Below are 24,262 nucleotides of genomic sequence, written 5' to 3'. Positions count from 1 at the left end.
ATGGAAACCCATCTCAGTCCCGAATTTGCCGCCACGCCCGAGGGCCAGCAGGCCGAGGCCATTCTGCGCAACTGCGTCCATTGCGGCTTCTGCACCGCCACCTGTCCGACCTACCAACTGCTCGGCGACGAGCTCGACGGCCCGCGCGGCCGCATCTACCAGATCAAGCAGGTGCTCGAGGGCGCCGCGCCGACGCGCTCCACCCAGCTGCACCTCGACCGCTGCCTGACCTGCCGCAACTGCGAAACCACCTGCCCATCGGGAGTGGAATACGGCAAGCTGGTGGACATTGGCCGCGCCGTGGTGGACGCCAAGGTCGAACGTCCCGCCGGGGAAAGGCTCGCCCGCTGGGCGCTGCGCGAAGGCATGACCTCCGGCCTGTTCGCCCCGGCCCTCAAACTCGGCCAGGCATTGCGTCCGCTGGTGCCTGCCGTGCTGCGCGACAAGGTGCCGCCGCGGCAGCGTGCAGGCAAGCGCCCGCAGCGCACCCATGCGCGCAAGGTTCTGATGCTCGGCGGCTGCGTGCAGCCCACGCTGATGCCCAATATCGGCGCAGCCACCGCCCGCGTGCTCGACGCCGTGGGCGTGCAGCCGCTGCTGGCAGACGGCGCCGGCTGCTGCGGCGCCATTCGCCAGCATCTGTCCGACCATGACGGCGCGCTGGCCGACATGAAGCGCAACATCGACGCCTGGTGGCCGCTGGTGGAGGGCGGCGCGGTCGAAGCCATCGTGATGGACGCCTCGGGTTGCGGCGCGATGGTCAAGGAATACGGCCACCACCTGTTGCACGACCCCGCCTATGCGGACCGCGCCCAGCGCATCAGCGCGCTGTGCCGGGACATCAGCGAGTACCTGCCGCAATTCGCGCCGACGCTCAAGACACTGCTCAAAAGCAAACCGGTCGAGCACCTGGCCTACCACCCGCCCTGCACCCTGCAGCACGCGCAGCAGGTGCGCGGCGGCGCCGAAGGGCTGCTGCGCGAACTGGGTTTCGAGGTCAAGCTGCCGCTGGAAAGCCATCTGTGCTGCGGTTCGGCCGGCACCTATTCGGTGCTGCAGCCCGCGCTGGCCAAGGAACTGCGCAACCGCAAGCTGCAGCACCTGGCCGAAACCGCGCCGCAGCGCATCGTCAGCAGCAACATCGGCTGCATCGGGCATCTGCAGACCGGCACCACCATCCCGGTGCAGCACTGGGTGGAACTGCTCGACGAAGCGCTGCACGGCAAGCCTTGAGCCGCGTTGACGCCTGTTGGATTTCCGCTGCGCTCAGTTGTCACTACGGGCCGCGTTGTGAACAATGTAACCGATCGTTTACAAAACGCCGGGTCGGAAGCCTTCGATGATGGCGCACGACCGGTCAATGACTGCGGCCGCAACGCCTCACTCCCGCCGCGATTCTGCCCCGCGTACTGCACCCGCTGCCGCGGTATCCGCTTCACCAACCCTCCCTCGTCGAGATCGCGATGAAATTCCTCACCACCCTGCTGCTGTCGCTCAGTTTGGCGACCAGTGCGTTTGCCGCCACACCGGGCGTGACCGACACTCAAATCGTCCTCGGCCAGTCCGCGCCACTCACCGGGCCGGCGGCGCAGCTCGGCATCCGCCTGCGCATGGGCATCGAGGCGTATTTCAGGCAGGTCAACGCCGACGGCGGCGTGGCCGGACGCAACCTCAAGCTGGTCAGCCTGGACGACGGCTACGAGCCGCCGCGTGCCGTGGCCAACACCAAGACCTTCATCGACGGCGGCGATGTGTTCGCGCTGCTGGGCTATGTCGGCACGCCCACCACGCTGGCCGCCAAGCCCCTGATCGACCAGGCCGGCATTCCGCTGATCGGACCGTTCACCGGCGCGATGGGGCTGCGCCAACCGGTCGATCCGTATATCTTCAACATCCGCGCCAGCTACAACGACGAAACCCGCAAGATCGTCGATCAGTTCCTGTTCCTCGGTCTGAAAAAGATCGCCGTGTTCTACCAGGATGATGCCTACGGCATGGCCGGCCTGAGCGGGGTGCAGAAAGCCCTGGCCGCGCATGGCCTCAAGCCCGTGGCCACCGGCACCGTCAAGCGCAACACGGTGGATGTGGCGGGCGCACTGGCCGCCATCCTCCCGGCCAAGCCCGATCTCATCGTGGAAGTGGGCACCTATACCGAAGTGGCGGCGTTCAACCAGCAGGCCATCGCGCAGGGCTACGGCGGCCAGTTCGCCAATGTCAGCTTCGTCGGCTCGGAGGCGCTGGCCAAGGCGCTCGGCCCCCAGGGCAACGGGGTCATCATCACCCAGGTTGTGCCGTTTCCGTTCTCCACCGTCACCCCGCTGGTGCGTGAATATCAGGCAGCGATGAGCGCCGCCGGTCACAAGAATGACTACGACTTCACCAGCCTGGAGGGCTTTATCGACGCCAAGGTGCTGGTCCTGGCGCTGCGCAAGGCCGGCAAAAACCTCACTCGCGCCAGCCTGATCGACGCGCTGAACGGCATGAGCAACGAGAACCTCGGCGGCTTCACCGTGCGCTTCTCGCCGACCAACCATTCCGGATCGGACTACGTCGACACCACCAGCATCACCGCCAGCGGCGGGTTCCGCCACTGAGGCTGTCAGGCGGGCGCCTGCAGCGCCATTTCAATGTCGGGGCCGATCTGCTCCGGCTTTTCCTGCGGCGGGTAGCGCTTGAGCACCTGTCCGTCGCGGCCCACCAGAAACTTGGTGAAGTTCCACTTGATGGCGTGCGAGCCCAGAAGGCCAGAGGCCTCCTGCGTCAGCCAGTGCCACAGTGGATGGGCGTGCGCACCGTTGACCTCCACCTTGGCAAACAGCGGGAAAGTCGTGGCGTAGCGTGAGGTGCAGAACTGCGCGATGTCTTCTGCGCTGCCCGGCTCCTGCGCGCCGAACTGGTTGCACGGAAATGCCAGCACGCTGAAACCCTGCGGGCCATAGCGCTCCTGCAAGGCCTGCAGCCCGGCGTACTGCGGCGTGAAGCCGCAGGCACTGGCGGTATTCACGATGAGCAGGACCTTGCCCCGCCACTGCGCCAGCGGTTGCTGCGCACCGCGAATGTCGACGGCGGAAAAATCGAACGCGGACTGCACGAGGGTGGGCATGTCAGTTTCTCCCCGGCCATGCGGCAAGCAAAATGGCCAACAGAATCAGACTACCACCGAACAGCGCCTGCCCGCTCAGGTGTTCCGCACCCAGCAAGACGGCGCTGCCGCTGGCGAACACGATCTCCACCGTCATCACCACCGCGGTCAGGGCCGAGGGCAGCCGTTCCGCGCCATACTGAAGACCGAGATTGGCCGCCAGAAATGCCAGCGCCATCAGCACCACACCGATCATCCAGGCGGGCGCCGGCGCGGGCACAGGCTGGATGCTCCCCTGGACTGTCAGCAGCGCCGCCACGCCGCCCGCCACGAACACCCCACCGGCAAACATGGCCAGCCCGCGTGCCTCGGCCGGGGTGTGCGCGTACTTGCGCAACAGCACATTGTTGAGTGCGAAGAACATGCCGCCGATCACGCCCAGCCAGTCCGCCGGATGCTGCGGCAGCGGCAAGCCGCCGCCCGGCGGCCACAGCACCACCATCGCTCCGGCCAGCGCCAGGATCAGCCGCAGGCCGACCCAATGGGTGAACCGCTCGTCCAGCAGCCAGCGTGCCAGCAGCGTGGCCCAGACCGGCATCAGATAGAACAGCAGCACCACCCGCACCACATCGCCCTCGGTCACTCCCCAGTTGAACGCCGCGTTCGTCGCCCCGGACGCCACCAGAATGCCCCACAACGGCGGATTGCGCCACAGCGCCGCCACCGAGGATGGCCTGGCTGCCACGATGAGCAGGGTGCAGACCGCATACATTGCCGCTGTCGCCCACAGCGGATTGAGACCCAGGCCATTGAACTGGCGAAACGGCCACCACGACACGCCCCAGACAAAGGCATTGAGCATGAGGCCACTGATCGCGGCCAGGGTTTGGCGAGGGGAGAGCATGGAAAGCGTCGAGAGGCGCGCAATGCGCGGGATGCGCGGGAGTGCAGAAAGCGTTGCGACGCGCCCACGCATTTGCGGGCGGTGTTGTCAACAAACAGGGAGTTTTGCGACAAAATTCACGACAAATCCCCGCGCGTGCATTGTAAAGTGTCAAAAATATCTGAACGATGGGGCGCCAGATCACTCGCGTTGCCGATCCTTCTTTCTCATCCCTGAGATTCAGCCATGCGCGAGTGGGCCTCCACACTTGGTTTGCTTGATCTGCCCAGCACGGTGCTGCGCGGACTGGCTGCGGGCGAGCCGATCGACGCGCTCGCGGGTCTGCTGTGCCGCATGGCGGAGCAGGCCGCACCCGGCCGCATTGCCAGCCTGCTGCGTCTGGAGGCGGACGGGCTGCTGCATCCGCTGGCCGTGCCCAGCGGGCCGCCTGAACTGGTCAGCGCACTCGACGGACTCAAGCCCGGTCCGCACGCCGGTTCCTGCGGCAACGCGGTGTTGCACAACGCGCCCACATTCATCGCCGACATTCCGAATGATGCACGCTGGGACGATCTGCGTGCCGTGGCGCAGCAATGGAATCTGCGCTCCTGCTGGTCGTGGCCGGTGCGCGATGGCGCGCGGGTGATCGGCAGCTTTGCCCTGACCAGCCTGGAGCCGGGCGCCCCCGACGACGACGCGCTGAAGCTGCTCGAATTCGTCGCCTCGATCGCGGGCGCGCTGCTGCACATGGACATGCTGCAGCGCGAGCGCGAATCCGCCCATGCGCTGCGCCAGGCCATGCTGGACAACGCGCTGGTGGCCATTGCGCTGGTGGGCGGCCGCACCATCCGCGGTGCCAACGCGCGCATGGCGGAGATCTTCGGCTATGCCGATGCCACGGCCCTCGAAGGGCTGCCCGCGCAGGCGCTTTACGCCAGCGACGCCGAGTACACCGCCCTGGGCACCGAGATGTACGCCGCCATGGCCCGTGGGGAGCGCATCACCCGGGAGTTGCAGATGCGCCGCGCCGACGGCAGCGTGTTCTGGTGCGAACTGTCGGGCCAGGCCGTTGCAGGTCAGCCCGGCGTGGATTCGGTGTGGGTCGGCCAGGACGTCAGCGAACGCCGCGCCGCGCAGGAGCGCATGCTGTGGCAGGCGCAGCATGACGCCCTCACCCGCCTGCCCAACCGCTACGCGCTCGACGAGTGGCTGCCGCAGCGCCTTGCGGCGGCACAGTCCAGCGGGGAGATGCTGGCCGTTGCCCTGCTCGACCTCGACGACTTCAAGACCATCAACGATCAGTGGGGCCATGCCGCAGGCGACGCCGTGCTGCAGCAGGTTGCCGAGCATCTGGGCGCTGCGCTCGGCCCGCACGATCTGCTCGCGCGCATCGGTGGCGATGAATTCGTCCTGGTGCTGCAAGACCTGCATGGCATGGATCAGGCCGAGCAGCGCCTGAGTACCCTCGATGCGCGCCTGCCGGTGCCGGTGCGCCTGCCCGATGGCCGCCCGGGCCACCTCGGACTCAGCATGGGACTGGCGCTCTACCCAGCCGATGGGGACGATGCCGATCTGCTGCTGCGCCGCGCCGATGCCGCACTGCACAGCATCAAGATGCACAAGGGTTCGCGCAACCACTGGTGGTTGCGCTGGGGGCAGGACGTGCAGTCCGAGTTCCTCGACGACACCACCGAGCACTGGTTGCCGCAGTCCTACGGCCCGCAGGCGCAGACGCTGCTGCAACTGGCCACGCCCCATTTCGCGCAGATGGCTGACGCGTTCATCGATCAGTTCTATGCACTCGTTGCGCGGGACGCCGAGTCGGCCCAGTTGCTCACCCATCTCACCGAGGCCGAATTCGCGCATCTCAAGGCACGGCAGGTGGACCATTTCCATCAACTGCTGCGCCCCGACCTGCAGGAGGCCGAGCACCTGAGCGCGGCCCATCGCATCGGCGAGATCCACGCCCTGGTCGGCGTGCCCACGCGGCTGCTGGTGCAGTCCGCAGGCCTGTATCTGCAGGCGCTGATCGACATGAGCCACCAACTGCGCTTGCGTCCCCGCGAGCGGCGGCGCATCGTGCAGCTGCTCACCGCGCGCATGCAGACCGAACTGCAGGCCGAGGTGGAAGCTGCGCAGGGCCTGCGCGAGCACTATCAGCAATGCGTGATCGCGCTGGAACATGCGCTGCAGGACGGCGCGCCCTGGAGCGAGTTCATGCAGATGGCGCTCGACCGCCTCATCGCCTTGCCGGGCCTGCGCGCCGCAGGCATGGGCGCGCCGGATGCGAACGGCCATTTCGTCGTCGAACTGTCCGCCGGCATGGAACCCTATGCCCGTGCGATGCAGAGACACTACGGCGCTCTCCGGGTGCCCAGGCTGCAGGATGTGCACGCCGAGAGCGTCGGCCCCACGGCCACCGCCTGGCAGACCGAGAGAATCAGCACCCTGGCCAGCTACGCGCTCGACCCCGCTGGCGCGCCGTGGCGCGAGGCGGCGCTGGAAGTCGGCATCCGCAGCGCGGCCTCCATTCCGCTGTCCGACCGCAACGGCCGCGTGGTGGTCGTGCTCAGCCTGTACGGCGCCTACCCCGCAATGTTCGAGCGCAGCGCTTCGCGCAGCTTTCTCGACAACCTGGGGCAGACGCTGAGCCGCGCATGGCAGCGGCTGCATGCCCACGGTCGGCAACAGCCCATCCCCATCGCCCAGCGCCAGCGCTGGCGAAGTGCGCTGTTCGACCACGGACTGGACATGCACATGCAGCCCATGGTCGACCTGCAGACCGGCCAGCCCTACGGCGTGGAGGCCCTGGCGCGCCTGCGCATGGAGGACGGCACCCTCGCCATGCCGGGGCAGTTCCTGCCCTGGTTCGGGCATGCCGAACTGTCGCGGCTGTTCCGTGGCGGGCTCGATCAGGCGCTGGGTCACATCGCCCGCTGGGACGCGCAAGACATTCGCCTGAAGCTCAATATCAACATGCCGCTGGACGTGCTGCTTCAGACCGACTGCCGCGACCGCGTCAACGCCGCCTTGCAGCAGGTGGACATCGCCCCCGACCGCCTGGCGTTCGAAATCCTGGAAAACGCCGAATTCGACGACCCGCAGCGCCGCGACGACGCAGTGCGCGCGCTGGCCTCCACCGGCGCCCGCTTGGTGATGGACGATCTGGGCAGCGGCTATTCCAGCCTGCTGCGCCTGCGCACCCTGCCGTTTCACACGGTCAAGATCGACCAGGGTCTGGTGCGCGAGGCCGGGCGCGATCCGGCGCAGGTCATCGGCTTCATCGGCGCGCTGGTGCAGCTGGCGCAGAGCCTGGGGCTCTGGGTGGTGGTGGAGGGTCTTGAAACGCCGGATCTGGTCGAGGCCGCCACACTGCTGGGCGCCGATGCCGGGCAGGGCTATGCGCTGGCCAAGCCCATGCCCGCCAGCGAGGTGGCCGACTGGGTACGCAATTTCCGTTGTCCGGTCGATCCGCGTCAACCCACCACCCAACTGGGCCGCCTCGCGCAGGACTGGATGGCCCAGCATGGCAAGCGGCTCGCAGACCAGTCTGCGACCCGTCTGCTGCAGGCCACACGTCGCAAGGCGCTGCGCACCCGGACCTGAACCGCGCGCCGCGCCGCACCACGGCGTGTCATGTGGTTGTCTATTTCCGCAACGCCGCAATCCCCTGCTGCAGGGTTGCTGCCGAGAGTTCGCCAATCAACACGCGCCGCACCGTGCCGTCTGCCGCGACGAACAGCGTGGTGGGCAGGCCGGGAGACTGGTAGTGCGCCAGCAGGCGGCTGCCCGGGTCGAGCAGCACCTCAGGTTTGCCAAGCTGCTCACGCTGCAGATAGGCCGCAACGCGCTGCGCGGCTTCGCCCTCGTTGATCAGCACGATGCGCGCCCCGGTCTGCTGCTGCGCGGCCTGGATGAGCATGGGCAGCTCGCGCCGACACGGCGGGCACCAGGTGGCCCACAGATTGACCACCAGCGGCTGCCCACGCAGGCCGGTCAGCGCAAGCGGCGGGCCGTTCAGCGACTGCAGGGTGATGTCGGGCAGCGGCGGGCGCGGCGGCGCAAGCAGGCTCAGCAAGCCCATGCAGGCCAGCACGACGGCCGCTCCCGATGCAGCGGCAAGCGGCAGGCTGCGACGCAGGCCTGGCCGCCGCCAGGCCCAGAAGCCCACCCCTGCCACCGCGGCCAGCCAGCCGGCCAGCGGATCGAAACCGCGGTCGCGGATGTCGATCATCTGCAACACGCTGGAATAGTCCGCGACATGCCGCAGCACGAACACTGCGCGCGCCGCCACGAGCGCCAGTACCAGCAGCGGCAACAGCGCGGGCTCGGCATTGCCACGCCCGGCCTTTTGCGCCAGCGCGGCGACCCACACCGCCACCGCGTAGCCCAGCACCAGCAGCAGCGGCGCCCAGGGCAGGACGATGGGGCCCAGGCGCAGCGCGTCCATGTTCAGACGTGCGTGCCGTCGTGGCGCGCTTCGCCGATGAGCTGGGTCCAGTCGCGCTCGCGCTGATTGCGGCGATACCAGAGAATGACCAGGAACATCGACGCAGTGACGAACGTGCCGAACAGCGCGATCACCCAGGGGATCGGCAGGTTCAGGCGGATCAGCAGGGCGTAGAACAGCAGCATGAGCAGCACGCTGACGTTCTCGTTGAAGTTCTGCACCGCAATCGAATGCCCCGCCGACAGCAGCACATAGCCGCGGTGCTGCAGCAGGGCGTTCATCGGCACCACAAAGTAGCCGGCCAGCGCACCGATGAACACCATGAATGCATAGGCAATCAGCATGTAGAGCGGCAATTGCACCAGCCACAGATGCATCTGCGCATCGGGCAGCAGATCGCGGTTGAAAAACGCCAGCAGCACCGTGGTCAGCCCCATGCCCACGCCCAGCGGCAGCACGCTCAGACTCTTCTTCAGCGGCACACGCACCGCCGCGCTGATGGCCCCCACCGCCACACCCAGCGCAACGGCTGCCTGCATCACCGAGGCCATGGTCAGGTCCAGCCCCAGCGCGTATTCGGCCCACTTCAACACAATGAATTGCAGCGTGGCCCCTGCGCCCCAGAACAGGGTGGTGACCGCCAGGGAAATCTGCCCCAGCTTGTCGGTCCAGAGCACCTTGGTGCAGTGGGCAAAATCCATCAGCAGCGCAAGCGGTCGGGTTTTCTGCTTTTCGTAGCGCGCGCCGGTGTCGGGAATGCGCAGATTGCACAAGGCCGCCAGCAGATACACCAGGGTAATGACCAGAATGGCCGCCTCCGGCGTGGTGTTGATGCCCACCGCAGCCAAACCGGGCAGTCCGAGCAACAGGTTCGACGCCGCCTGGCTGACCAGAAACCCACCCAGCACCGTGCCGAGGATGATGGAACTCACCGTGGTGCCCTCGATCCAGCCATTGGCCGCCACCAGTTGCTGCGGCGGCAGCAGTTCGGTGAGGATGCCGTACTTGGCCGGCGAATAGGCTGCCGCCCCCAGCCCGACCACGCCGTAGGCCAGCAGCGGATGCACCGAGAGCAACATCAGCACCAGCCCGGCCACCTTCACCAGATTGGTGATGAACATCACCTTCCATTTCAGAATGGCATCGGCGAAAGCACCCACGAAGGGGGCGAGCACCACATACGAGATGGTGAAAAAGAACTTGAGCAGCGGCGTCATCCAGTCCGGAGACTGCATCTGCACCAGCAGGGCAATGGCGGCAATCAGCAGCGCGTTGTCGGCCAGCGAGGAAAAGAACTGCGCCGCCATGATCCAGTAAAAGCCTTTTTTCATCGAACGGCTGCCTGCACTGCGGGGCCCTGTGTCTGGTCGTGGAGCAAAGTTGGGAAAGGGATCTCGAGGGCGCGCGACGGTTTGTCTCCCCCCGCAGGCTGCCGCGGTTTATAGCACAGGCGATTTGCGACAATGACCGCCATCCCCACCCGATCGCGCCACCATGCCCCGCCCGATTTCCGCCGTCATCCACACGACCGCGCTCGCTCACAACCTCGCCCGCGTGCGGCAGGCTGCACCCCGGAGCAAGGTCTGGGCGGTGGTCAAGGCCAATGCCTACGGCCACGGCATCGCCCGCGCCTATGGCGCACTGCGCGCGGCAGACGGCTTTGCCCTGCTCGATCTGGCCGAGGCGGAGAAGCTGCGCGCGCTGGGCTGGGTCGGCCCCATCCTGTTGCTCGAAGGTTGTTTCGCGCCGGAAGACCTGGCGCTGTGCGAGCGGCTGAACCTGTGGCATGTGGTGCACTGCCGCGAGCAGATCGATTGGCTGGCGGTGCACCGCAGCAACCGCACGCACCGCGTGTTTCTGAAGATGAACACGGGCATGAACCGCGTGGGCTTCATGCCCGAGGCCTACGCCAGCGCGTGGGAGCGCCTGAACGCCCTGCCGCAGGTCGGCGAGATCACGCACATGACCCATTTCGCCTGTGCCGACGAGGCAGGCGGCATTGCATCCGCCATGGAGCGCTTCACCCGCGGCGTGGGCGCGCTGCCGGGCGAGCGCACCCTGGCCAACTCGGCTGCCGTGCTGATGCATGGCGCCGACCCGCGCGTGGTGGCCGACTGGGTGCGACCGGGCATCCTGCTCTACGGCAGCTCGCCCACCGGGCTGGCGCCGGACGCGGCGCACTGGGGGCTGCAACCGGCGATGAGTCTGCGCAGCGAGCTCATCGACATCCAGCACATTGCGGCGGGCGAGCGCGTGGGCTACGGTGCCCGCTTCACCGCCGCACACGCCATGCGCATCGGCGTGGTGGCGTGCGGCTATGCCGACGGCTATCCGCGCGTCGCCCCCAACGGCACGCCCATTGTGGTGGACGGTGTGCGCACGCGCGTGGTGGGCCGGGTGTCGATGGACATGATCACCGTCGATCTGGAACCGGTGTTCGCCGCCGGCGGCCAACCCAGGATCGGCAGCCCGGTGCTGCTGTGGGGTCAGGACGCGCAGGCCGAGCTGCCGATCGACGACGTCGCCGCCGCAGCGGGCACCCTGGGCTACGAGCTGATGTGCGCGCTGGCCGCCCGCGTGCCGGTCCGGGTGGAGTAAGCCCACCCCGAAAACCTCCGCTCCGCTCGGTTCTCCACTCAAGGAGCCAGACACTCCTGGAGCGGCCCGGCGCAATTCTGAACCCATCCATCATGGCAAAACCTCAATCCGTCTACATCTGCTCCGAATGCGGCGGCAGGTCCGCCAAGTGGCAGGGCCAGTGCCCGCACTGCCAGGCGTGGAACACCCTGGTGGAAACGGTGGAACGCGCATCGGACGCCGCTCGCCCCGGTGCGCGCCACGGCGCTGCGGCAGCGCAATTTGCCGGGCGCGGCGGCCTCACCGCGCCCAGCGGCCCGGTGCTGCTCACCGAGGTGCAGGCCGAGCGTCATCGCCATCAGCCCAGCGGCATCGACGAACTCGACCGCGTGCTCGGCGGCGGCCTGGTGCCCGGCGGCGTGCTGCTGCTCGGCGGCGATCCGGGCATCGGCAAGTCCACGCTGCTGCTGCAGGTGCTGGCCGCACTGTCGTCCGCTCTGCCCGTGCTCTACATCAGCGGCGAGGAATCGGCCGCGCAGGTCGCGCTGCGCGCGCAGCGCCTGGGGCTGAAAGACGCGCCGGTGCGGTTGATGGCCGAAACCCAGCTCGAAGTCATGCTCGACACCCTGGCTGCCGAGCGTCCTGCGGTGGCCGTCATCGACTCGATCCAGACCGTCTACACCGAGGCGCTGTCCTCTGCGCCCGGCTCGGTGTCGCAGGTGCGTGAATGCGCGGCGCAGCTCACCCGCGCGGCCAAGGCCAGCGGCATCACCCTGGTGCTGGTCGGCCATGTGACCAAGGAGGGCGCGCTCGCTGGCCCGCGTGTGCTCGAACACATGGTCGATACGGTGCTGTATTTCGAGGGCGACACCCAGTCGCGCTTCCGGCTGATTCGCGCGATCAAGAACCGCTATGGCGCGGTCAACGAGCTCGGCGTGTTCGCGATGACCGAGCATGGCCTGAAGGGCGTGTCCAACCCCTCGGCCATCTTTCTCTCCACCCATGCCGAGCCGGTGCCGGGCACCTGCGTGCTCGCCACGCTCGAAGGCACCCGCCCGCTGCTGGTCGAGGTGCAGGCGCTGGTGGACAGCGCCGCCGCGCCCAGCCCGCGCCGGCTGTCGGTCGGTCTGGACGCCGCGCGGCTGGCGATGCTGCTGGCCGTGCTGCACCGCCACGCCGGGGTGGCCAGCGGCGACCAGGACGTGTTCGTCAACGCCGTCGGCGGCGTGCGCATCACCGAGCCGGCGGCCGACCTGGCGGTGCTGCTGGCGATCCAGAGCTCGCTGCGCAACCGCGCGCTTCCACGCGGCCTGCTCGCGTTCGGCGAGGTCGGCCTCGCGGGTGAAATCCGCCCGGCACCGCGGGGTCAGGAGCGGCTGCACGAAGCCGCCAAGCTGGGGTTTTCCGCGGCCATCATTCCGGCCGCCAATGCCCCCAAAGGCGCCGCGCGCAAGTTCGAAGGGCTGGCGCTGCACCCGGTCTCCCGCATCGACGAAGCACTGGACGTGGTGCGCGGACTGGTTTGAGACCGGGCGAATGGACTTGTTCTGGAGCCAGGTCACGGTGACCAGCGCCCGCAATCAGCATGACGGGTGGATCAAGAGCGTCACCGCCTGACCCGGCAGCGCCTCTGCGGGCGCCTCAGCGCCGTTCCCAGCGCCCGCCCTGGCCGTGCCAGACGCCACCTTGCGGCACCCAGCGATACGGCACCCATTGGTAGCCGGGGCGCGGCGCGTGCCAGTAGCCGCGGTTCCAGACGTAACGGCCGCTGTTCCAGCCCCAGTAGCCATTGATCCAGATGGCACCGGGGTAGGGCGCAACACCCACGACTTCATAGCGCGGCGCCGGCGGCGGCAGGGTGGCAACTTCATAACCGGGCTCTGCATAGCCATAGCCGTATGGGGACGCTACGGGCGCAACCACGCAGCCTCCCAGAACAAGCGCCGCAAGTGTGGGCAGCACGACCCGCGCCGCGCGGCGGGTCGGCGAAATACGGAGAGAAGGAGCGCGCATGGTGTGTGCCTTGGTCGTTTCAGAGTGAGCCATGTTCTGCATAACGCTGCAAGACACCAATCCGCGACAGGCAACCGTCTTTCAATGCGTTCGGGCTGGAGCGGAACCGACCCGTCAGGCTGCCTGCCAGCGCACCCCACGACGCGCTGCCATCTCCTGCCCCATCGCGGCAAGCTGCGCCACGCTCACTCGCGCATGACAGCCGCGCAGCAGCGCAAAGGGCTGATCGAAGCTGGCGTCAGACAGCACGTCGGAACGCAGCATGCGCCGCGGCTCAGGCAAATGCCGGTGCGCCGGGCAGGGCGTCCTGCGCGCTTGCGGCCTGCTGCACGGCATCGGCCTCGCGCCGCACCATGCGCGCCGTGCCCTGTCCACCGGGGTCAGGCTCGACCGCGAAAATCTGCTGATGGAACGCCACCACCCCCGCGCGGTGCGCCACGCTCACCAGCGTGACGCCGGGCAGACGCTGAAGCAGCAGGGCGTACATCGCACGCTCGGTGGGCGCATCGAGCGCGCTGGTGGCCTCGTCCATGAACAGCCAGTCGGGCGCAACCAGCAGCGCGCGTGCCACCGCCAGCCGTTGCTGCTCGCCGGGCGAGAGGCGCTGCATCCAGGTGTCGACCTGATCGAGCGAAGCCTGCAGATACGGCACCCGGGCGAGCTGCAGCGCCTCGTTGATCTGCGCCTCGGTGAACTGGTCCGGGCTGAGCGGATAAGTCAGTGCCTGCCGGAGCGTGCCCAGCGGCAGATACGGCTTTTGCGGCAAAAACAATGTGCGGCCCGACGGCGCGTGCGCATGGTCGGCATGGAGCGCATACGGCCAGATGCCGGCCAGCCAGCGCACCAGGGTGCTCTTGCCGCTGCCCGACGGCCCGGTGAACAGGGTGTGCTGGCCGCGACTGATGTGCTCACCGGCGCATTGCAGCAGCGGCCGGCCATCGGGCGCGAGCAGCAGCAGATCGCCCAGCGCGACCGACTCGCGCGCGCTGCGCAGCGGCACCACGCCAGCAGGTGCCTGCGCGCCCAGCCCCGCAGGCGCGGTGGGCGTGGGCTGATGCGGCGCCTGCTGTGCGGCACGCATCGCCTCGACGAAGGTGTGCAGACGCTCGACGGTGGCGCGCCAGTCGGCAATGCTGGTGTACGCCCCGATGAACCATGACAGCGCGCCCTGCACCTGTCCGAATGCCTGCGCGGTCTGCGTCAGCCCGCCCAGTTGAATTTGCCCGGCAAAGTAGCGCGGCGCGGCCACCAGAATGGGGAAGATGATCGCCAGCTGGCCGTAGAACGCGGTGTACCAGGTGAACAGCTTTTGCCGCCGCATGATGCCCCACCAGTTGCTCCACACATTGGCGAAACGGTCGCGGTGCCCGTCGAGCTCGCGCTGCTCGCCGTTGTACAGCGCGATGCCCTCGTCATGCTCGCGGGTGCGCGCCAGACCGAAGCGAAAGTCCGCTTCAAAGCGCTGCTGGTTGAAGTTCAGGCGGATCAGCGGCTTGCCCACCCAGTGCGCGATCACACTGCCCACCCCGGCATACAGAATCGCCACCCACACCATATAGCCGGGGATGGTGACGCCAAACAGCGTGACCGCGCCCGACAGCACCCACAGCATGATGAGGAAGGAAAACAGCGTGACCAGCGACGAGACGAAGCCGAAGAACAGGTTGAGGCTGCCGTTGATGAACCCGCCGATATCGTCGGCGATCCGTTGATCCGGGTTGTCGGCGTTGCCCTGGCGCAGTGACATGCGGTAGTGCGTGCCGCCCACCAGCCAGTCCTTGAGGAACACCTCGGTCATCCAGCGCCGCCAGTTGATCTGCAGCATCTGCAAGAAATATTGCGAATACACTGCCAGCGCGATGTAGAGGAAGGCGTACCCGGTGAAATACAGCAGCAACTGCTTGAACGCGCCGAAGTTCTTCGCCTGCAGGGCATTGAAGAAGTCGCCATTCCACTGCGTGAGCTTGACGTTCACCCACACCAGCGCCAGATTCATCGCCAACACCAGCAGCAACAGGCCCCAGCCGGTCTTTTTCTGATCCGACACCAGGTAGGGTTTGGCCAGCGCGTAGAAATGCCGGAAGGCGAAGCGGTACGACTGGGGAGAGGCTTGAGGCTGCATGGGTCGAGAGGCTCCTGAAAGACAAGGCTGGCGCATTGTGCCTGCGAGGTTCCAGCCATCGTCACACCGTGGACTTGCCACGCTGACACCGCAGCGTAGACGCGCTGCCTGAGGTTGGGCTTAAGGCAACACCGAACAAGTCCCCTGCGCGCCGCGCATCCGGCCAACGGGCGGTCTGCGGCGTTGCACATCCTCGCCATAGCTTGGGCTATTGTCTTGGTGTGCTCCTTGCATCCCATCCCATAGCCCGGCGCGCAGCATCACAAGGACTGATTCAGTGTCGCCTTCATGCCCGCCCCGGCCGTATGATGCGCACTTTCGAACGACCGTGCTTTTTCCATGACCGACTCTCCCATTCCCGCCGCGCTGCAAGCCGCATTCGACGCGGCCATCGCCCAGTCCAAGACCCTCACCACCCGCCCGGACAACCAGACTCTCCTGCAGCTCTACGGCCTGTACAAGCAAGGCAGCGCGGGCGACGTCACCGGCGAGCGCCCCGGCATGACCGATTTTGTTGCCCGTGCCAAATGGGATGCCTGGCAAGCGCGCAAGGGCCTTGCGCGTGCCGAGGCCATGCAGGCGTATATCGACAAGATCAACACCCTCCTGGAGTGAGCCGATCCAGAGCGCCGCAGGGTTACGTCCAATTACATTCATGTCCCTTGATGTATTTGACGTGCATCAACCCTGGCCACGAGGCGACGCCCAGAATGCAGACATGACAAAACCCTCCCAGTGACGTGCGCCAATTTGTCGCAGCGCTGGCTGGCAAAACACGGAGGTCATCATGTCCATTCCCAAGCGTTCACTCTTTTCATTGCAGTCCCGCGCCATCACGCGCCTGAGCCGCCTTGTCGCAAACCTGCGGCTCGCCTTCACTTTTCTCGCCAGTCTGATCGCCTGCCTGTGGTGGGCCGCCCCGGCGCAGGCCGTGCCGGCCTTTGCCCGCCAGACCGGACAAAACTGCATTGCCTGCCATGTCGGTGGCTTCGGCCCGCAGCTCACGCCCTTCGGCCGCGCCTTCAAGCTCAGCGGCTACACACTGACGGATGGCAAGAAACACATCCCACTATCCGCGATGCTCGTATCCTCGTACACACACACCACAGAGGATCAGACACCCTTCTACAACGGCATGCACGGTAATGACAACTTCGTCGCCTTGCAACAGGCGTCCATCTTTCTCGCAGGGCGCCTGACCGACCATATTGGGATGATGGGACAGGCCACCTATTCAGAGACCGCCGAGCCAGCTAACTTGGCGTGGGATAACACGGACATTCGCTACGCCGATAACTACAAGGTAGGCAACACCTCGGGGATATTCGGTGTTTCCATAAACAACAACCCAACGGTCTCTGACGTCTGGAACACGGTGCCAGCATGGCAGTACGGGTTCATGACCAGCCCGATCAGCGGGGGCGTTCCTTTCTCACCGCTCATGGCGAGCCTGGGTGGGACTGTGCTGGGCACAACGGCCTATACGCTTATCGACAACCATTGGTACTTTGAGGGCGGCGCTTATCACGGGCTGTCCAGCCGCTGGGGCGACTTGCTGCATACCGGCGGTTGGGGCGTCACCGGGTACGCACCTTATTTCCGGGCGAACTACTCGACCACCGAAGGATCGAGTACCTATGAAGGCGGCATCCTCGGCATGAACATGAAGCCGCCGACGATCACGGGAGGTTCTGGCACAGATAGCGTGAAAGATATCGGCATCGATGCCACTTACCAGTACATTGATGGCGACAGTCACAGCTTGACAGTCAATGGCTTGTATATGCAGGAGAAAACGAGCTATGACCAGTCTGCCGGCGCCTACCCCAGTGATACAGCAAAAACGCTGAACTTGAATGCGGCATACTGGATTCAGAATACCTACGGCGCGACGATTCAGTATTTCAACGTCACCGGCACAGCTGCCCTTGGGTCGAACGTCCAAAGCAATGGCGTCGTTTGGGAACTGGATTGGAATCCCTTCGGTCAGAGCTGGACGAACCCGGAGAAAAACTTGCGCCTGGGATTGCAGTACACGACCTACAACAAGCTGAACGGAACGAGCCAGGGCGCGAGCGCTAATAACAGCCTCTACCTTTACATGTGGCTTGCAATCTGAGGGCCACTGGTTTATTCCTCCCCTACGATGGGGGAGGACTCATAATTCGGTGTTTTCCTGACCCCCTAAGGCCGCTTGGATGCTAAGTCGATACACTGCAAAGTACTGGAGAGCATCATGGAAGCCCCCAAAAACCCTATCTACTTCGCCCAGGCCTTTCACCATGGCGAAGCCGAGCAGCACAGCTATGTCATTGCCATCGGCAGCCAGACCACGGTCGAGTCGCTGGCCAAGGCCGAGCATGCGCGTCTGCGCGGCGCCTACGGCGTGGCGATCTACCGCACCCGGTTCGACGTGGCGGTGCAGGACAACTTTCGGCTGATCGGCTACCTGTCCTCGGACATGGGCGAAAAATGGACCTGCAGCCAGCCGGACGAGGCGCAGACGGCCTGAGCGATCAGGCGAAAACGCACGCCCCCACCTAGCAGGCCGTTGAAAAATCCCCTGCGGACGCTCGCGTCGGCCACTACGATCTGAAGCCACCCGAGAACGACGCAGACGAAGACGATGAGGGGCAACCAGGATTTCCAGGGAGCGATGTTCAGCTACATCAGCCTTGAAGAGCGCGTGCCGCAGGCCCACCCACTGCGCAAGTTGCGCGCGGTGGTTGATGCGTTGCTGGCAACGATGAACCGTGAGTTTGAAGCGGCCTATGCCCGCCGTGGCCGACCCTCGGTGCCGCCGGAGATGCTGCTCAAGGCCCTGCTGCTGCAGATCCTGTTCTCCATCCGCAGCGAGCGCCTGTTGGTCGAGGCGGTCAACTACAACCTGCTGTACCGCTGGTTCGTGGGCCTGAACATCGAGGACAAGGTCTGGGACCACTCCACCTTCAGCGCCAACCGCGAACGCCTGTTCAACCAGGACCTGGCCCGCGCTTTCTTCGAACGCGTCAAGCTCAGCGCCCAATGGGGCAAGCTCGCCAGCGACGAACACTTCAGCGTGGACGGCACGCTCATTGAAGCCTGGGCCTCTCACAAGAGCTTCAAGCGCAAGGACGATGACAGCGCCAGCCCGCCCGGGCGCAACCCCGAGGTGGACTTCAAAGGGCAGCAGCGCTGCAACGACACCCACGCCAGCACCACCGACGCCGATGCCCGGCTTTACAAGAAAGCCCCAGGGGACAAGTCCCGTCTGTGCCACATGGGGCACATCCTCATGGAGAACCGCAACGGCCTGATCGTGGATGTCGAGATCACCCATGCCAGCGGCACCGCAGAGCGCGAGGCGGCGCTGGCCATGCTCAAACGCCGGGGCAACAGAAACAAGCGGGCCACGGTCGCAGCCGACAAGGGGTACGACACCAAGGACTTCCTCAAAGGCTGCAGAACGCTCAAGGTCACGCCGCGCGTGGCGGCCAAGGACAAGCACTCGGCGGTGGATGGTCGCATCACCCGGAACGAGGGTTACAAGACCAGCCTCAAAGTGCGCAAGCGCATCGAGGAGGCCTTTGGCTGGATCAAGACGGTGGGTGGCCTGGCCAAGACCAAGCTCATCGGCCAGGCCAAGCTCACGGGCCAAGCGCTGCTGTGCTTTGCCACCTACAACCTGGTGCGCCTTGGGGCAATCGGCGGTTGGTGGGACGCGCATCATGCGTGAGCCGTGGGATACGTGCGCCCGAAAGGGGAAAAAAGGCCTGCAAACAGGCCGAAATGGCCCTCGAAATCACCTCGCATGCGGATCCGGGCCACTCGTTTCTTCGAAATCCACGAACTTCGCAAGTTCGGTGAGCACTTTTTCAACGGCCTGTTAGACCCATCCCCGTAGTGTGCACTGCATGTCTCCATTCTTTTGCGAAAAATCAATGTCAGAATTGATTTGCTCGAAGTTGAGCTTTCTGACATCAATCTGACGCAATTTTTATGGCGAACGTAAAGTCGATCCAGGGGTAGAACCCCGAGGTGGCCGCAATCTTTAGGGGATGGCGTGAAATTGTTCACGCGATCGCGGGATTTTTGGTCGTTGGGGTCAGTGCATGGCAACCGCCGTAGTCCTCAAACACTGCAGCTAATCCATCCCAAATTCACGCCGCTTGAGATACAACTCACCGAGTGTGGCAATGACTCGGTTGGAGATGCGTGCGTAGTCTCCACCTTGCAACTGGGTGAGTGCCTCCTGACGTTGTCCCTCCAAGGCCATTCTGGCGACCTGCGCGGCTGCCAGGTGAAACTGGGCGTGCTCTTCCAGCAGGCGGGTGAACAGCGCGTTCGCGTCCTTGGACAGGATGGGATTCTGGGCCTTGCGCTCATAAAGCCACATCCCCAGAGCGCAGAGGTTGTCCTTGGCAATCCGTTCGGGATCGAGGTTGTCGTTGCAGTTGTCACAGACGCACTGCAGCAGGCGCTTTTTCCAGTCCTGGTGCGCCTTGGTCGCGGAAAAGAAGTTCAGGGTCATGGTTGCGTCTTGCTGCGCTGACAGAACAAGGTGGAAATGAACACGGGGCGATCGACATCTTCGGGGCGCTGCCCCCGCCGGCACTGCCGCACCTCACACAGGTAATGCACCGTGGTGCCCAGTTCCTCGATCTCCTGCCCGATGGTCAGCCCCGTGCCGATGTCCATGGGGAACTCCGTCATCACCACCCAATTGCCTTTGCCATCATTGCCGGTGAGGGTGCCTGGGCCCAGCACATCGGCCTGGGGCCAGAAGGTGCGGATGACCACGGGGCGGGGTTTGAACATGCCGCGATTGTCCAGGCGAAGGCCCTCGATCTTGGCCAGCAGGGCCTGCAGTTCGGGGTGATTCCAGTCCACATCGACCTGACTGTGTTCAATGGATTTTTTGGTGTTGTCCATGATGGCGATTCTGTGTGTTGATGCGATTCCATCTTGAAATTCACTGGCCGAACAATCGGCAGCGATTCTTGCCGCCTTGCTTGGCCCAGTACATGGCGGCGTCTGCGCTCTTGACCAACTGTTCGGCGGTCGTGGCGTTGTCCGGGTAGATGGCAACTCCGATGCTGGCGCCGACTTGACAGTTTCGTCCGCTCAGAACGAACGGGCTTGAAAGTGCACGCAGCAGGCAGTCGGTTGCACGCTGGACGTTTTCAGGCGCCTTGATGTCGTTCAGGATCGCGGTGAATTCATCGCCGCCCATCCGGGCCGTGGTGTCGGACTCGCGCACGCACGCCTGGATACGCCGCGCGGCTTCTCGCAACAGGGCATCGCCCACATCATGGCCGAAGGAATCGTTGACCGTCTTGAAGCCATCCAGATCGAGGTAGAGCACGGCAAACCTCTCCTGCGCGCGGCGGGCCCTGACAATAGCCTGGGCGAGGCGGTCGTAGAACAGGGTGCGATTGGGCAGGCCCGTGAGGGCGTCGTGATAGGCCAGATGGGTGATCTGGTCATTGGTCTGCTTCAGCCGTGTCAGCAGGTTCCACAGAAAGTGCGCCTGAAATCCGCCGACCACGTTGGCATTGCCCAGGTGTTCCTGCGCAAAGGTGCTGACTGCCTCGTCCCCGGTGAGGTTGAACGCCATGCAAGGGCGACAGACCGCGATGGCTTGCGTCAGATCGGTGAAGCACGCGATCCCCTGCTGCGCAGCCAGGGCCATGGCCGGGGCCTGGGGATCACTGTCCATGACGCCGACGATCTCGACCAGCGGATCGCCGAGGAACAGTTCGAGCATGGCGGTTCCTCCGCGCCCGCCGCCGAGAACCAGAAGACGCTGCCGGGACGGCAACACATGTGCAGAGTGGTTCATGATGGATGGTCCATTGCAGGTGCGCGGCGGGGGCAAGTCGTGCGGTGGGTGCCGTTCAAATCCGACGATCCGCGGCTGGGTCACTCGGCAGGACGAACACCCCGTGCGGCACCGGAGGTTCCGCCTGTAATGTGGTTTCCCAGAAGGCGGCCCGCACCTCGGCGCTGAGCGCGCGCATGCTTTGCTCCAGCGCCGAGCGATCGGTATCGGCGGCGACGAGCCACTGACGCGCCTGCGCGTGAAGGGCCAGATGACGTTGCTGCAGGCGCCGGAATTCCGGGCGGTTGCCCCACATGCCTGCGTGCCGTCCACACCAACGTCCCAGATTGCAGTGCAGGTGCGCGTCCGTTGCACACAGGCGCTGACGTTCGCTCTCGTCCAGACTGTTCTGCAGCAGCTGGCGCAGGCTGGTGTCGAGCGACACGATGGCCTCGACTCCGTCAGAGGCGAGCGTCTGGGGGGCGCCCAACGCCGCACTCCATGGGAGAAGCTGCGGCCATGTCTGCAGCCAGGCGCCGAAGGCCGATGCCGGCATGGGGCGGGCGATGCCATACCCCTGGAGGTGCATGCAGCCCATGGCCACGAGGACCTGGGCGAGCGTTGGTGTCTCCACGCCTTCGGCCACCACGCGCACGCCCATCATGCGCGCCGTGGTCACCAGACCGTGGGTGATGCTCAGATCGCGGGCATCCTCCAGAATGTCGCTGACGAATCGGCGTTCAACCTTGATGGTCGAGATCGCCAAGTCTTGCAGATGCACCAGACTGGCATTGCCCGTGCCGAAATCATCCAGGCTGACCTGCACGCCCAGATCCCGGCAGACATCGATCCGACGACGCACACGCTCGACATCCAGGACCGCACCCCGTTCAGTCAGTTCCAGAACCAAGGTATCGCGTGGCAGATCGGTGTGCGCTTCGAGAGCATGCCGCAGATCGCGCACGAACCCCTGTCCCAGAAAATGATGCGGGCTGACATTCACCGCAAGGCTGAGGGCCAGTCCCTGTGCGTGCCATGTGGCCAGCCAACGCAGTGCCTCCTGCACGACCCAGCGCCCGATCCGACCGGAGATGCGTGCATCGTCGAGCACATGCTCGAAGGCGCCTGCCGCATGCAGGGTGCCTTGTGGGTCTCGCAGGCGCAACAGGCATTCGGCGGATGTGACCGTGCAGGGTTGGCCCGCACGCACGGTCAGGATGGGCTGTACATGCAGTTCGAGGCGGCCGTCCCGCAAGGCCGCCTCCAGGGCGGTGATCCACGCCTGCCGGGACTCGAGCGCCATCTGCATGGACGGTTCGAACACGCGCGCCTGGTTGCGCCCGCTGTTCTTGGCAGCGTAGAGCGCCATGTCGGCATGGCGCATCAGCGTCGTGGCGTCTTCGCCCGGCTTGAGCGTGGCGAGCCCGAGCGACAGGCGCACCGGCACGGACTGTCCGTCGATGAGCACGGGGGCCCGAGTGACCGTCAAGATACGTCCTGCGGCGCGGTGCAAGTCCTCTTCCGACCGGATGTCATCCATCAGGACGGCGAACTCATCACCGCCGATCCGTGCCAGAAAATCCACACCGCGCTGCGCGTACGACGGATCCGACGGCCGCAGCACCCCGGCCAGGCGGATGCCGATTTCGCGCAGCACGGCGTCTCCCGCGCCATGTCCGAGGCGATCGTTGATGGTCTTGAAGTCATCCAGATCGATCAGCCCCAGGGTGATGTTCCGGTTCGGCTGTTGGAGCGCCGAGGTGATCAACGACTGGAAGGCCCGGCGATTGGGCAGTCCAGTCAGACCGTCGCGCTCGGCCAGACGGCGAATTTCCTCCTCCTGCTGCTTTTGTTCCGTGATGTCCTGCAAGATCCACATGGCACCGAGAGACTGTTGCTGCCGGTCCCGCAGGGGGTGGTAGTGGCGCAGCAGGATGCGCCCATCGACGAGCCAGACTTCATCGAGGGCATCGCGGTGTTCGTGAAACAGGATATTGATTTGAGACAGCGCGTCGGCGCCGCCCACGTGCAGGGGCTCGATCGCCTTCCAGATGTCGCGCCAGGATCGGCCGATCAACTCCCTGGGGTGGGTGTCGAGGCCCATCATGCGGGCGAAACCCGCGCTGCAATACTGCACATGGCCCTTGCCGTCGAACACGATCAGGCCACCGGGCAGTTCATTGAGGATATGAATGAAACGCTCGGTCGAGGCCTCGAACGTCGTGGCAAGTTCCGCACTCCTGGCCGCGGCGGTCTCGGCCGCAGCGACGAGCGTGCGCGCCTGGCGGACCCACTGGCGTTGCATGGACAGCGACACCGCGAGCAATCCGGTCAACAGCAGGATGATGGCGAGGGCAGACAACAGGGGAATATGGACCCGATCCCACCAAGCTGCCTGCACATCGGCCATGGGAAGCACGGCGAACGCGGCCAGGGGAAAGCCCTGCAGCCGACTGAACGCGCCGATATAGGATTGCCCCGATGCGTCCGCGTTGAGCGCGCCATGAATGAGGCCGCTGCTGACACCCCGCTGCGCCGCCAATGCCTGATGGATGGCACCCCCGCGAGGCTGTGTAAAAAATGTCCCGGCATCCAGATGGTCAGGCAGCGGCCAGCGGCCGAACAGATATCCGGCGTCGTCCTGCACACCGAGTTGAAGCTGCCTGGCCACACCGCGATGCGGAACCAGCGAACGGTACAGGGCATTTTCATCCTGCAGCCGCAGGCTGCCGAACACCGCGAATTGCTCGCTACCCGCCGTGACCACAAGGCGGCCGATCGGCAACACGAGCGCCTGTGCCAGATGGCCCTGCACCGGATGAAACAGCCGGACCTGGTTCGGGTGCTGCCGCAATGCGGCAAGAATGCCCGCGACGTTCGGCATGGTCTGTGCTGCATCTTGCAGTCCTTGCGCATGCGGCGCGGTGCTGGCCAGAAGCTGGCCTGTGGGGGAGACCAGATTCAGCACGGCAAACCCGCGAAGGGTCTGTTGCATCCGCTTCAGCAGCGCGGCGGCCTTGGCGGGCTGCGCGCTCAGACCCTCTGCCTGGATCTGCGTGGCGACGAAATCCACCGCTTGTGCGTACTGGGACAGATGGGTCTGCGCGGCCACCTGAGTCAACGTGGCCGTGTCCGTCAGTTCGCGCTCCACCGCGCTCTGCTGGGTGCGCCATGCGGCCATCAGATACCCCCCGGTGCCAACAACGATGGCCGCAAGAAGGATCAGGTAGACCGCGATGGTGATGGTGCGCAGGCGGTGATCGGCAAGAGCGGGCATGATGGTTCAGTGCCCCTTCGCGGGTGGTCTCGGTCTGCGCTTCACGGTTGGCACGGCA

The 24,262-nt window shown here is 65.5% G+C and carries 20 protein-coding genes; 9 read left to right on the top strand and 11 right to left on the bottom strand.

Annotated features, from left to right (window positions below; genetic code table 11):
• The gene (gene glcF / locus AC1ZQA_RS03680; RefSeq protein WP_482678472.1) at positions 1–1,233 is read left to right on the top strand and encodes a glycolate oxidase subunit GlcF; all 1,233 of its coding nucleotides are present in this window, start codon (positions 1–3) and stop codon (positions 1,231–1,233) included.
• 230 nt (positions 1,234–1,463) lie between these two features.
• Positions 1,464–2,594, top strand: coding sequence for an ABC transporter substrate-binding protein (locus tag AC1ZQA_RS03675; protein WP_482678471.1), 1,131 nt, complete (start codon positions 1,464–1,466; stop codon positions 2,592–2,594).
• Between the two features lie 5 nt (positions 2,595–2,599).
• On the opposite strand, the gene AC1ZQA_RS03670 is transcribed toward AC1ZQA_RS03675, so the two are convergent.
• Together AC1ZQA_RS03670 and AC1ZQA_RS03665 are read right to left on the bottom strand one after the other, a co-directional pair.
• On the bottom strand, positions 2,600–3,103 hold the full coding sequence (locus AC1ZQA_RS03670) for a glutathione peroxidase (protein WP_482678470.1): 504 nt from the start codon (positions 3,101–3,103) through the stop codon (positions 2,600–2,602).
• Position 3,104: 1 nt separating this feature from the next.
• Positions 3,105–3,986 (bottom strand): DMT family transporter, encoded by an 882-nt coding sequence (locus AC1ZQA_RS03665; protein ID WP_482678469.1) that lies wholly within the window; start codon positions 3,984–3,986, stop codon positions 3,105–3,107.
• Positions 3,987–4,211: 225 nt separating this feature from the next.
• Here AC1ZQA_RS03665 and AC1ZQA_RS03660 point away from each other — a divergent pair, with 225 nt between their 5' ends.
• Entirely contained in the window at positions 4,212–7,571 is a 3,360-nt protein-coding gene (locus AC1ZQA_RS03660) for an EAL domain-containing protein (RefSeq protein WP_482678468.1), read from the top strand.
• Between the two features lie 40 nt (positions 7,572–7,611).
• On the opposite strand, the gene AC1ZQA_RS03655 is transcribed toward AC1ZQA_RS03660, so the two are convergent.
• Entirely contained in the window at positions 7,612–8,415 is an 804-nt protein-coding gene (locus AC1ZQA_RS03655; protein ID WP_482678467.1) for a TlpA family protein disulfide reductase, read from the bottom strand.
• A 2-nt stretch (positions 8,416–8,417) separates the two neighbouring features.
• On the bottom strand, positions 8,418–9,746 hold the full coding sequence (gene lplT, locus AC1ZQA_RS03650) for a lysophospholipid transporter LplT (RefSeq protein WP_482678466.1): 1,329 nt from the start codon (positions 9,744–9,746) through the stop codon (positions 8,418–8,420).
• Positions 9,747–9,909: 163 nt separating this feature from the next.
• On the opposite strand from lplT, the gene alr reads away from it, so the two are divergent.
• Both alr and radA read left to right on the top strand, forming a co-directional pair.
• Positions 9,910–11,013, top strand: coding sequence for an alanine racemase (alr, locus tag AC1ZQA_RS03645; protein WP_482678465.1), 1,104 nt, complete (start codon positions 9,910–9,912; stop codon positions 11,011–11,013).
• Positions 11,014–11,105: 92 nt separating this feature from the next.
• Positions 11,106–12,518 (top strand): DNA repair protein RadA, encoded by a 1,413-nt coding sequence (gene radA, locus AC1ZQA_RS03640; protein ID WP_482678464.1) that lies wholly within the window; start codon positions 11,106–11,108, stop codon positions 12,516–12,518.
• A gap of 115 nt (positions 12,519–12,633) precedes the next feature.
• On the opposite strand, the gene AC1ZQA_RS03635 is transcribed toward radA, so the two are convergent.
• The 3 genes from AC1ZQA_RS03635 to AC1ZQA_RS03625 form a co-directional block, all read right to left on the bottom strand.
• Positions 12,634–13,005, bottom strand: a complete 372-nt coding sequence (locus AC1ZQA_RS03635) for a hypothetical protein (protein ID WP_482678463.1) — start codon at positions 13,003–13,005, stop codon at positions 12,634–12,636.
• A gap of 114 nt (positions 13,006–13,119) precedes the next feature.
• Positions 13,120–13,269: a hypothetical protein gene (locus AC1ZQA_RS03630; RefSeq protein ID WP_482678462.1), complete on the bottom strand. Its 150-nt coding sequence runs from the start codon at positions 13,267–13,269 to the stop codon at positions 13,120–13,122.
• Positions 13,270–13,279: 10 nt separating this feature from the next.
• On the bottom strand, positions 13,280–15,127 hold the full coding sequence (locus tag AC1ZQA_RS03625) for an ABC transporter ATP-binding protein/permease (RefSeq protein WP_482678461.1): 1,848 nt from the start codon (positions 15,125–15,127) through the stop codon (positions 13,280–13,282).
• Between the two features lie 339 nt (positions 15,128–15,466).
• On the opposite strand from AC1ZQA_RS03625, the gene AC1ZQA_RS03620 reads away from it, so the two are divergent.
• The 4 genes from AC1ZQA_RS03620 to AC1ZQA_RS03605 all read left to right on the top strand — a co-directional run bounded on the left by AC1ZQA_RS03620 (position 15,467) and on the right by AC1ZQA_RS03605 (position 18,842).
• Positions 15,467–15,742 carry an acyl-CoA-binding protein gene (locus AC1ZQA_RS03620; RefSeq protein WP_482678460.1) on the top strand — a complete coding sequence of 92 codons (276 nt, stop codon included), beginning with the start codon at positions 15,467–15,469 and terminating at the stop codon, positions 15,740–15,742.
• A gap of 172 nt (positions 15,743–15,914) precedes the next feature.
• A complete protein-coding gene (locus tag AC1ZQA_RS03615; protein ID WP_482678459.1) occupies positions 15,915–17,246 on the top strand; it encodes a cytochrome c1 protein in 1,332 nt (443 codons plus the stop codon).
• A gap of 117 nt (positions 17,247–17,363) precedes the next feature.
• On the top strand, positions 17,364–17,639 hold the full coding sequence (locus AC1ZQA_RS03610; protein WP_482678458.1) for a hypothetical protein: 276 nt from the start codon (positions 17,364–17,366) through the stop codon (positions 17,637–17,639).
• A 114-nt stretch (positions 17,640–17,753) separates the two neighbouring features.
• The gene (locus AC1ZQA_RS03605) at positions 17,754–18,842 is read left to right on the top strand and encodes an IS5 family transposase (RefSeq protein ID WP_482678457.1); all 1,089 of its coding nucleotides are present in this window, start codon (positions 17,754–17,756) and stop codon (positions 18,840–18,842) included.
• A 408-nt stretch (positions 18,843–19,250) separates the two neighbouring features.
• On the opposite strand, the gene AC1ZQA_RS03600 is transcribed toward AC1ZQA_RS03605, so the two are convergent.
• Genes AC1ZQA_RS03600 through AC1ZQA_RS03585 form a run of 4 tightly spaced genes read right to left on the bottom strand, consistent with a single transcriptional unit; the run spans position 19,251 to position 24,204 of the window.
• Positions 19,251–19,637 (bottom strand): CZB domain-containing protein, encoded by a 387-nt coding sequence (locus AC1ZQA_RS03600; protein WP_482676869.1) that lies wholly within the window; start codon positions 19,635–19,637, stop codon positions 19,251–19,253.
• Positions 19,634–20,038 (bottom strand): hypothetical protein, encoded by a 405-nt coding sequence (locus tag AC1ZQA_RS03595; protein WP_055450439.1) that lies wholly within the window; start codon positions 20,036–20,038, stop codon positions 19,634–19,636. The genes AC1ZQA_RS03600 and AC1ZQA_RS03595 overlap by 4 nt, the downstream gene beginning before the upstream one ends.
• Before the next feature lie 40 nt (positions 20,039–20,078).
• Positions 20,079–20,948: a diguanylate cyclase domain-containing protein gene (locus AC1ZQA_RS03590; RefSeq protein ID WP_482676870.1), complete on the bottom strand. Its 870-nt coding sequence runs from the start codon at positions 20,946–20,948 to the stop codon at positions 20,079–20,081.
• A gap of 55 nt (positions 20,949–21,003) precedes the next feature.
• A complete protein-coding gene (locus AC1ZQA_RS03585; RefSeq protein ID WP_482678456.1) occupies positions 21,004–24,204 on the bottom strand; it encodes a bifunctional diguanylate cyclase/phosphodiesterase in 3,201 nt (1,066 codons plus the stop codon).
• Positions 24,205–24,262 lie beyond the last annotated feature (58 nt).

It is taken from the genome of Thiomonas sp. DCM-2, from assembly GCF_056820905.1.
The sequence above is the reverse complement of the archived record's forward strand: the minus strand, read 5'-3'. Positions and strand labels throughout refer to the sequence as shown.

Bases quoted from the DNA above. Each gene is read 5' to 3' on its own strand.
- glcF (WP_482678472.1), top strand. From the start codon at position 1: ATGGAAACCCATCTCAGTCCCGAATTTGCCGCCACGCCCGAGGGCCAG.
- AC1ZQA_RS03675 (WP_482678471.1), top strand. From the start codon at position 1,464: ATGAAATTCCTCACCACCCTGCTGCTGTCGCTCAGTTTGGCGACCAGT.
- AC1ZQA_RS03670 (WP_482678470.1), bottom strand. From the start codon at position 3,103: ATGCCCACCCTCGTGCAGTCCGCGTTCGATTTTTCCGCCGTCGACATT.
- AC1ZQA_RS03665 (WP_482678469.1), bottom strand. From the start codon at position 3,986: ATGCTCTCCCCTCGCCAAACCCTGGCCGCGATCAGTGGCCTCATGCTC.
- AC1ZQA_RS03660 (WP_482678468.1), top strand. From the start codon at position 4,212: ATGCGCGAGTGGGCCTCCACACTTGGTTTGCTTGATCTGCCCAGCACG.
- AC1ZQA_RS03655 (WP_482678467.1), bottom strand. From the start codon at position 8,415: ATGGACGCGCTGCGCCTGGGCCCCATCGTCCTGCCCTGGGCGCCGCTG.
- lplT (WP_482678466.1), bottom strand. From the start codon at position 9,746: ATGAAAAAAGGCTTTTACTGGATCATGGCGGCGCAGTTCTTTTCCTCG.
- alr (WP_482678465.1), top strand. From the start codon at position 9,910: ATGCCCCGCCCGATTTCCGCCGTCATCCACACGACCGCGCTCGCTCAC.
- radA (WP_482678464.1), top strand. From the start codon at position 11,106: ATGGCAAAACCTCAATCCGTCTACATCTGCTCCGAATGCGGCGGCAGG.
- AC1ZQA_RS03635 (WP_482678463.1), bottom strand. From the start codon at position 13,005: ATGCGCGCTCCTTCTCTCCGTATTTCGCCGACCCGCCGCGCGGCGCGG.
- AC1ZQA_RS03630 (WP_482678462.1), bottom strand. From the start codon at position 13,269: ATGCTGCGTTCCGACGTGCTGTCTGACGCCAGCTTCGATCAGCCCTTT.
- AC1ZQA_RS03625 (WP_482678461.1), bottom strand. From the start codon at position 15,127: ATGCAGCCTCAAGCCTCTCCCCAGTCGTACCGCTTCGCCTTCCGGCAT.
- AC1ZQA_RS03620 (WP_482678460.1), top strand. From the start codon at position 15,467: ATGACCGACTCTCCCATTCCCGCCGCGCTGCAAGCCGCATTCGACGCG.
- AC1ZQA_RS03615 (WP_482678459.1), top strand. From the start codon at position 15,915: ATGTCCATTCCCAAGCGTTCACTCTTTTCATTGCAGTCCCGCGCCATC.
- AC1ZQA_RS03610 (WP_482678458.1), top strand. From the start codon at position 17,364: ATGGAAGCCCCCAAAAACCCTATCTACTTCGCCCAGGCCTTTCACCAT.
- AC1ZQA_RS03605 (WP_482678457.1), top strand. From the start codon at position 17,754: ATGAGGGGCAACCAGGATTTCCAGGGAGCGATGTTCAGCTACATCAGC.
- AC1ZQA_RS03600 (WP_482676869.1), bottom strand. From the start codon at position 19,637: ATGACCCTGAACTTCTTTTCCGCGACCAAGGCGCACCAGGACTGGAAA.
- AC1ZQA_RS03595 (WP_055450439.1), bottom strand. From the start codon at position 20,038: ATGGACAACACCAAAAAATCCATTGAACACAGTCAGGTCGATGTGGAC.
- AC1ZQA_RS03590 (WP_482676870.1), bottom strand. From the start codon at position 20,948: ATGAACCACTCTGCACATGTGTTGCCGTCCCGGCAGCGTCTTCTGGTT.
- AC1ZQA_RS03585 (WP_482678456.1), bottom strand. From the start codon at position 24,204: ATGCCCGCTCTTGCCGATCACCGCCTGCGCACCATCACCATCGCGGTC.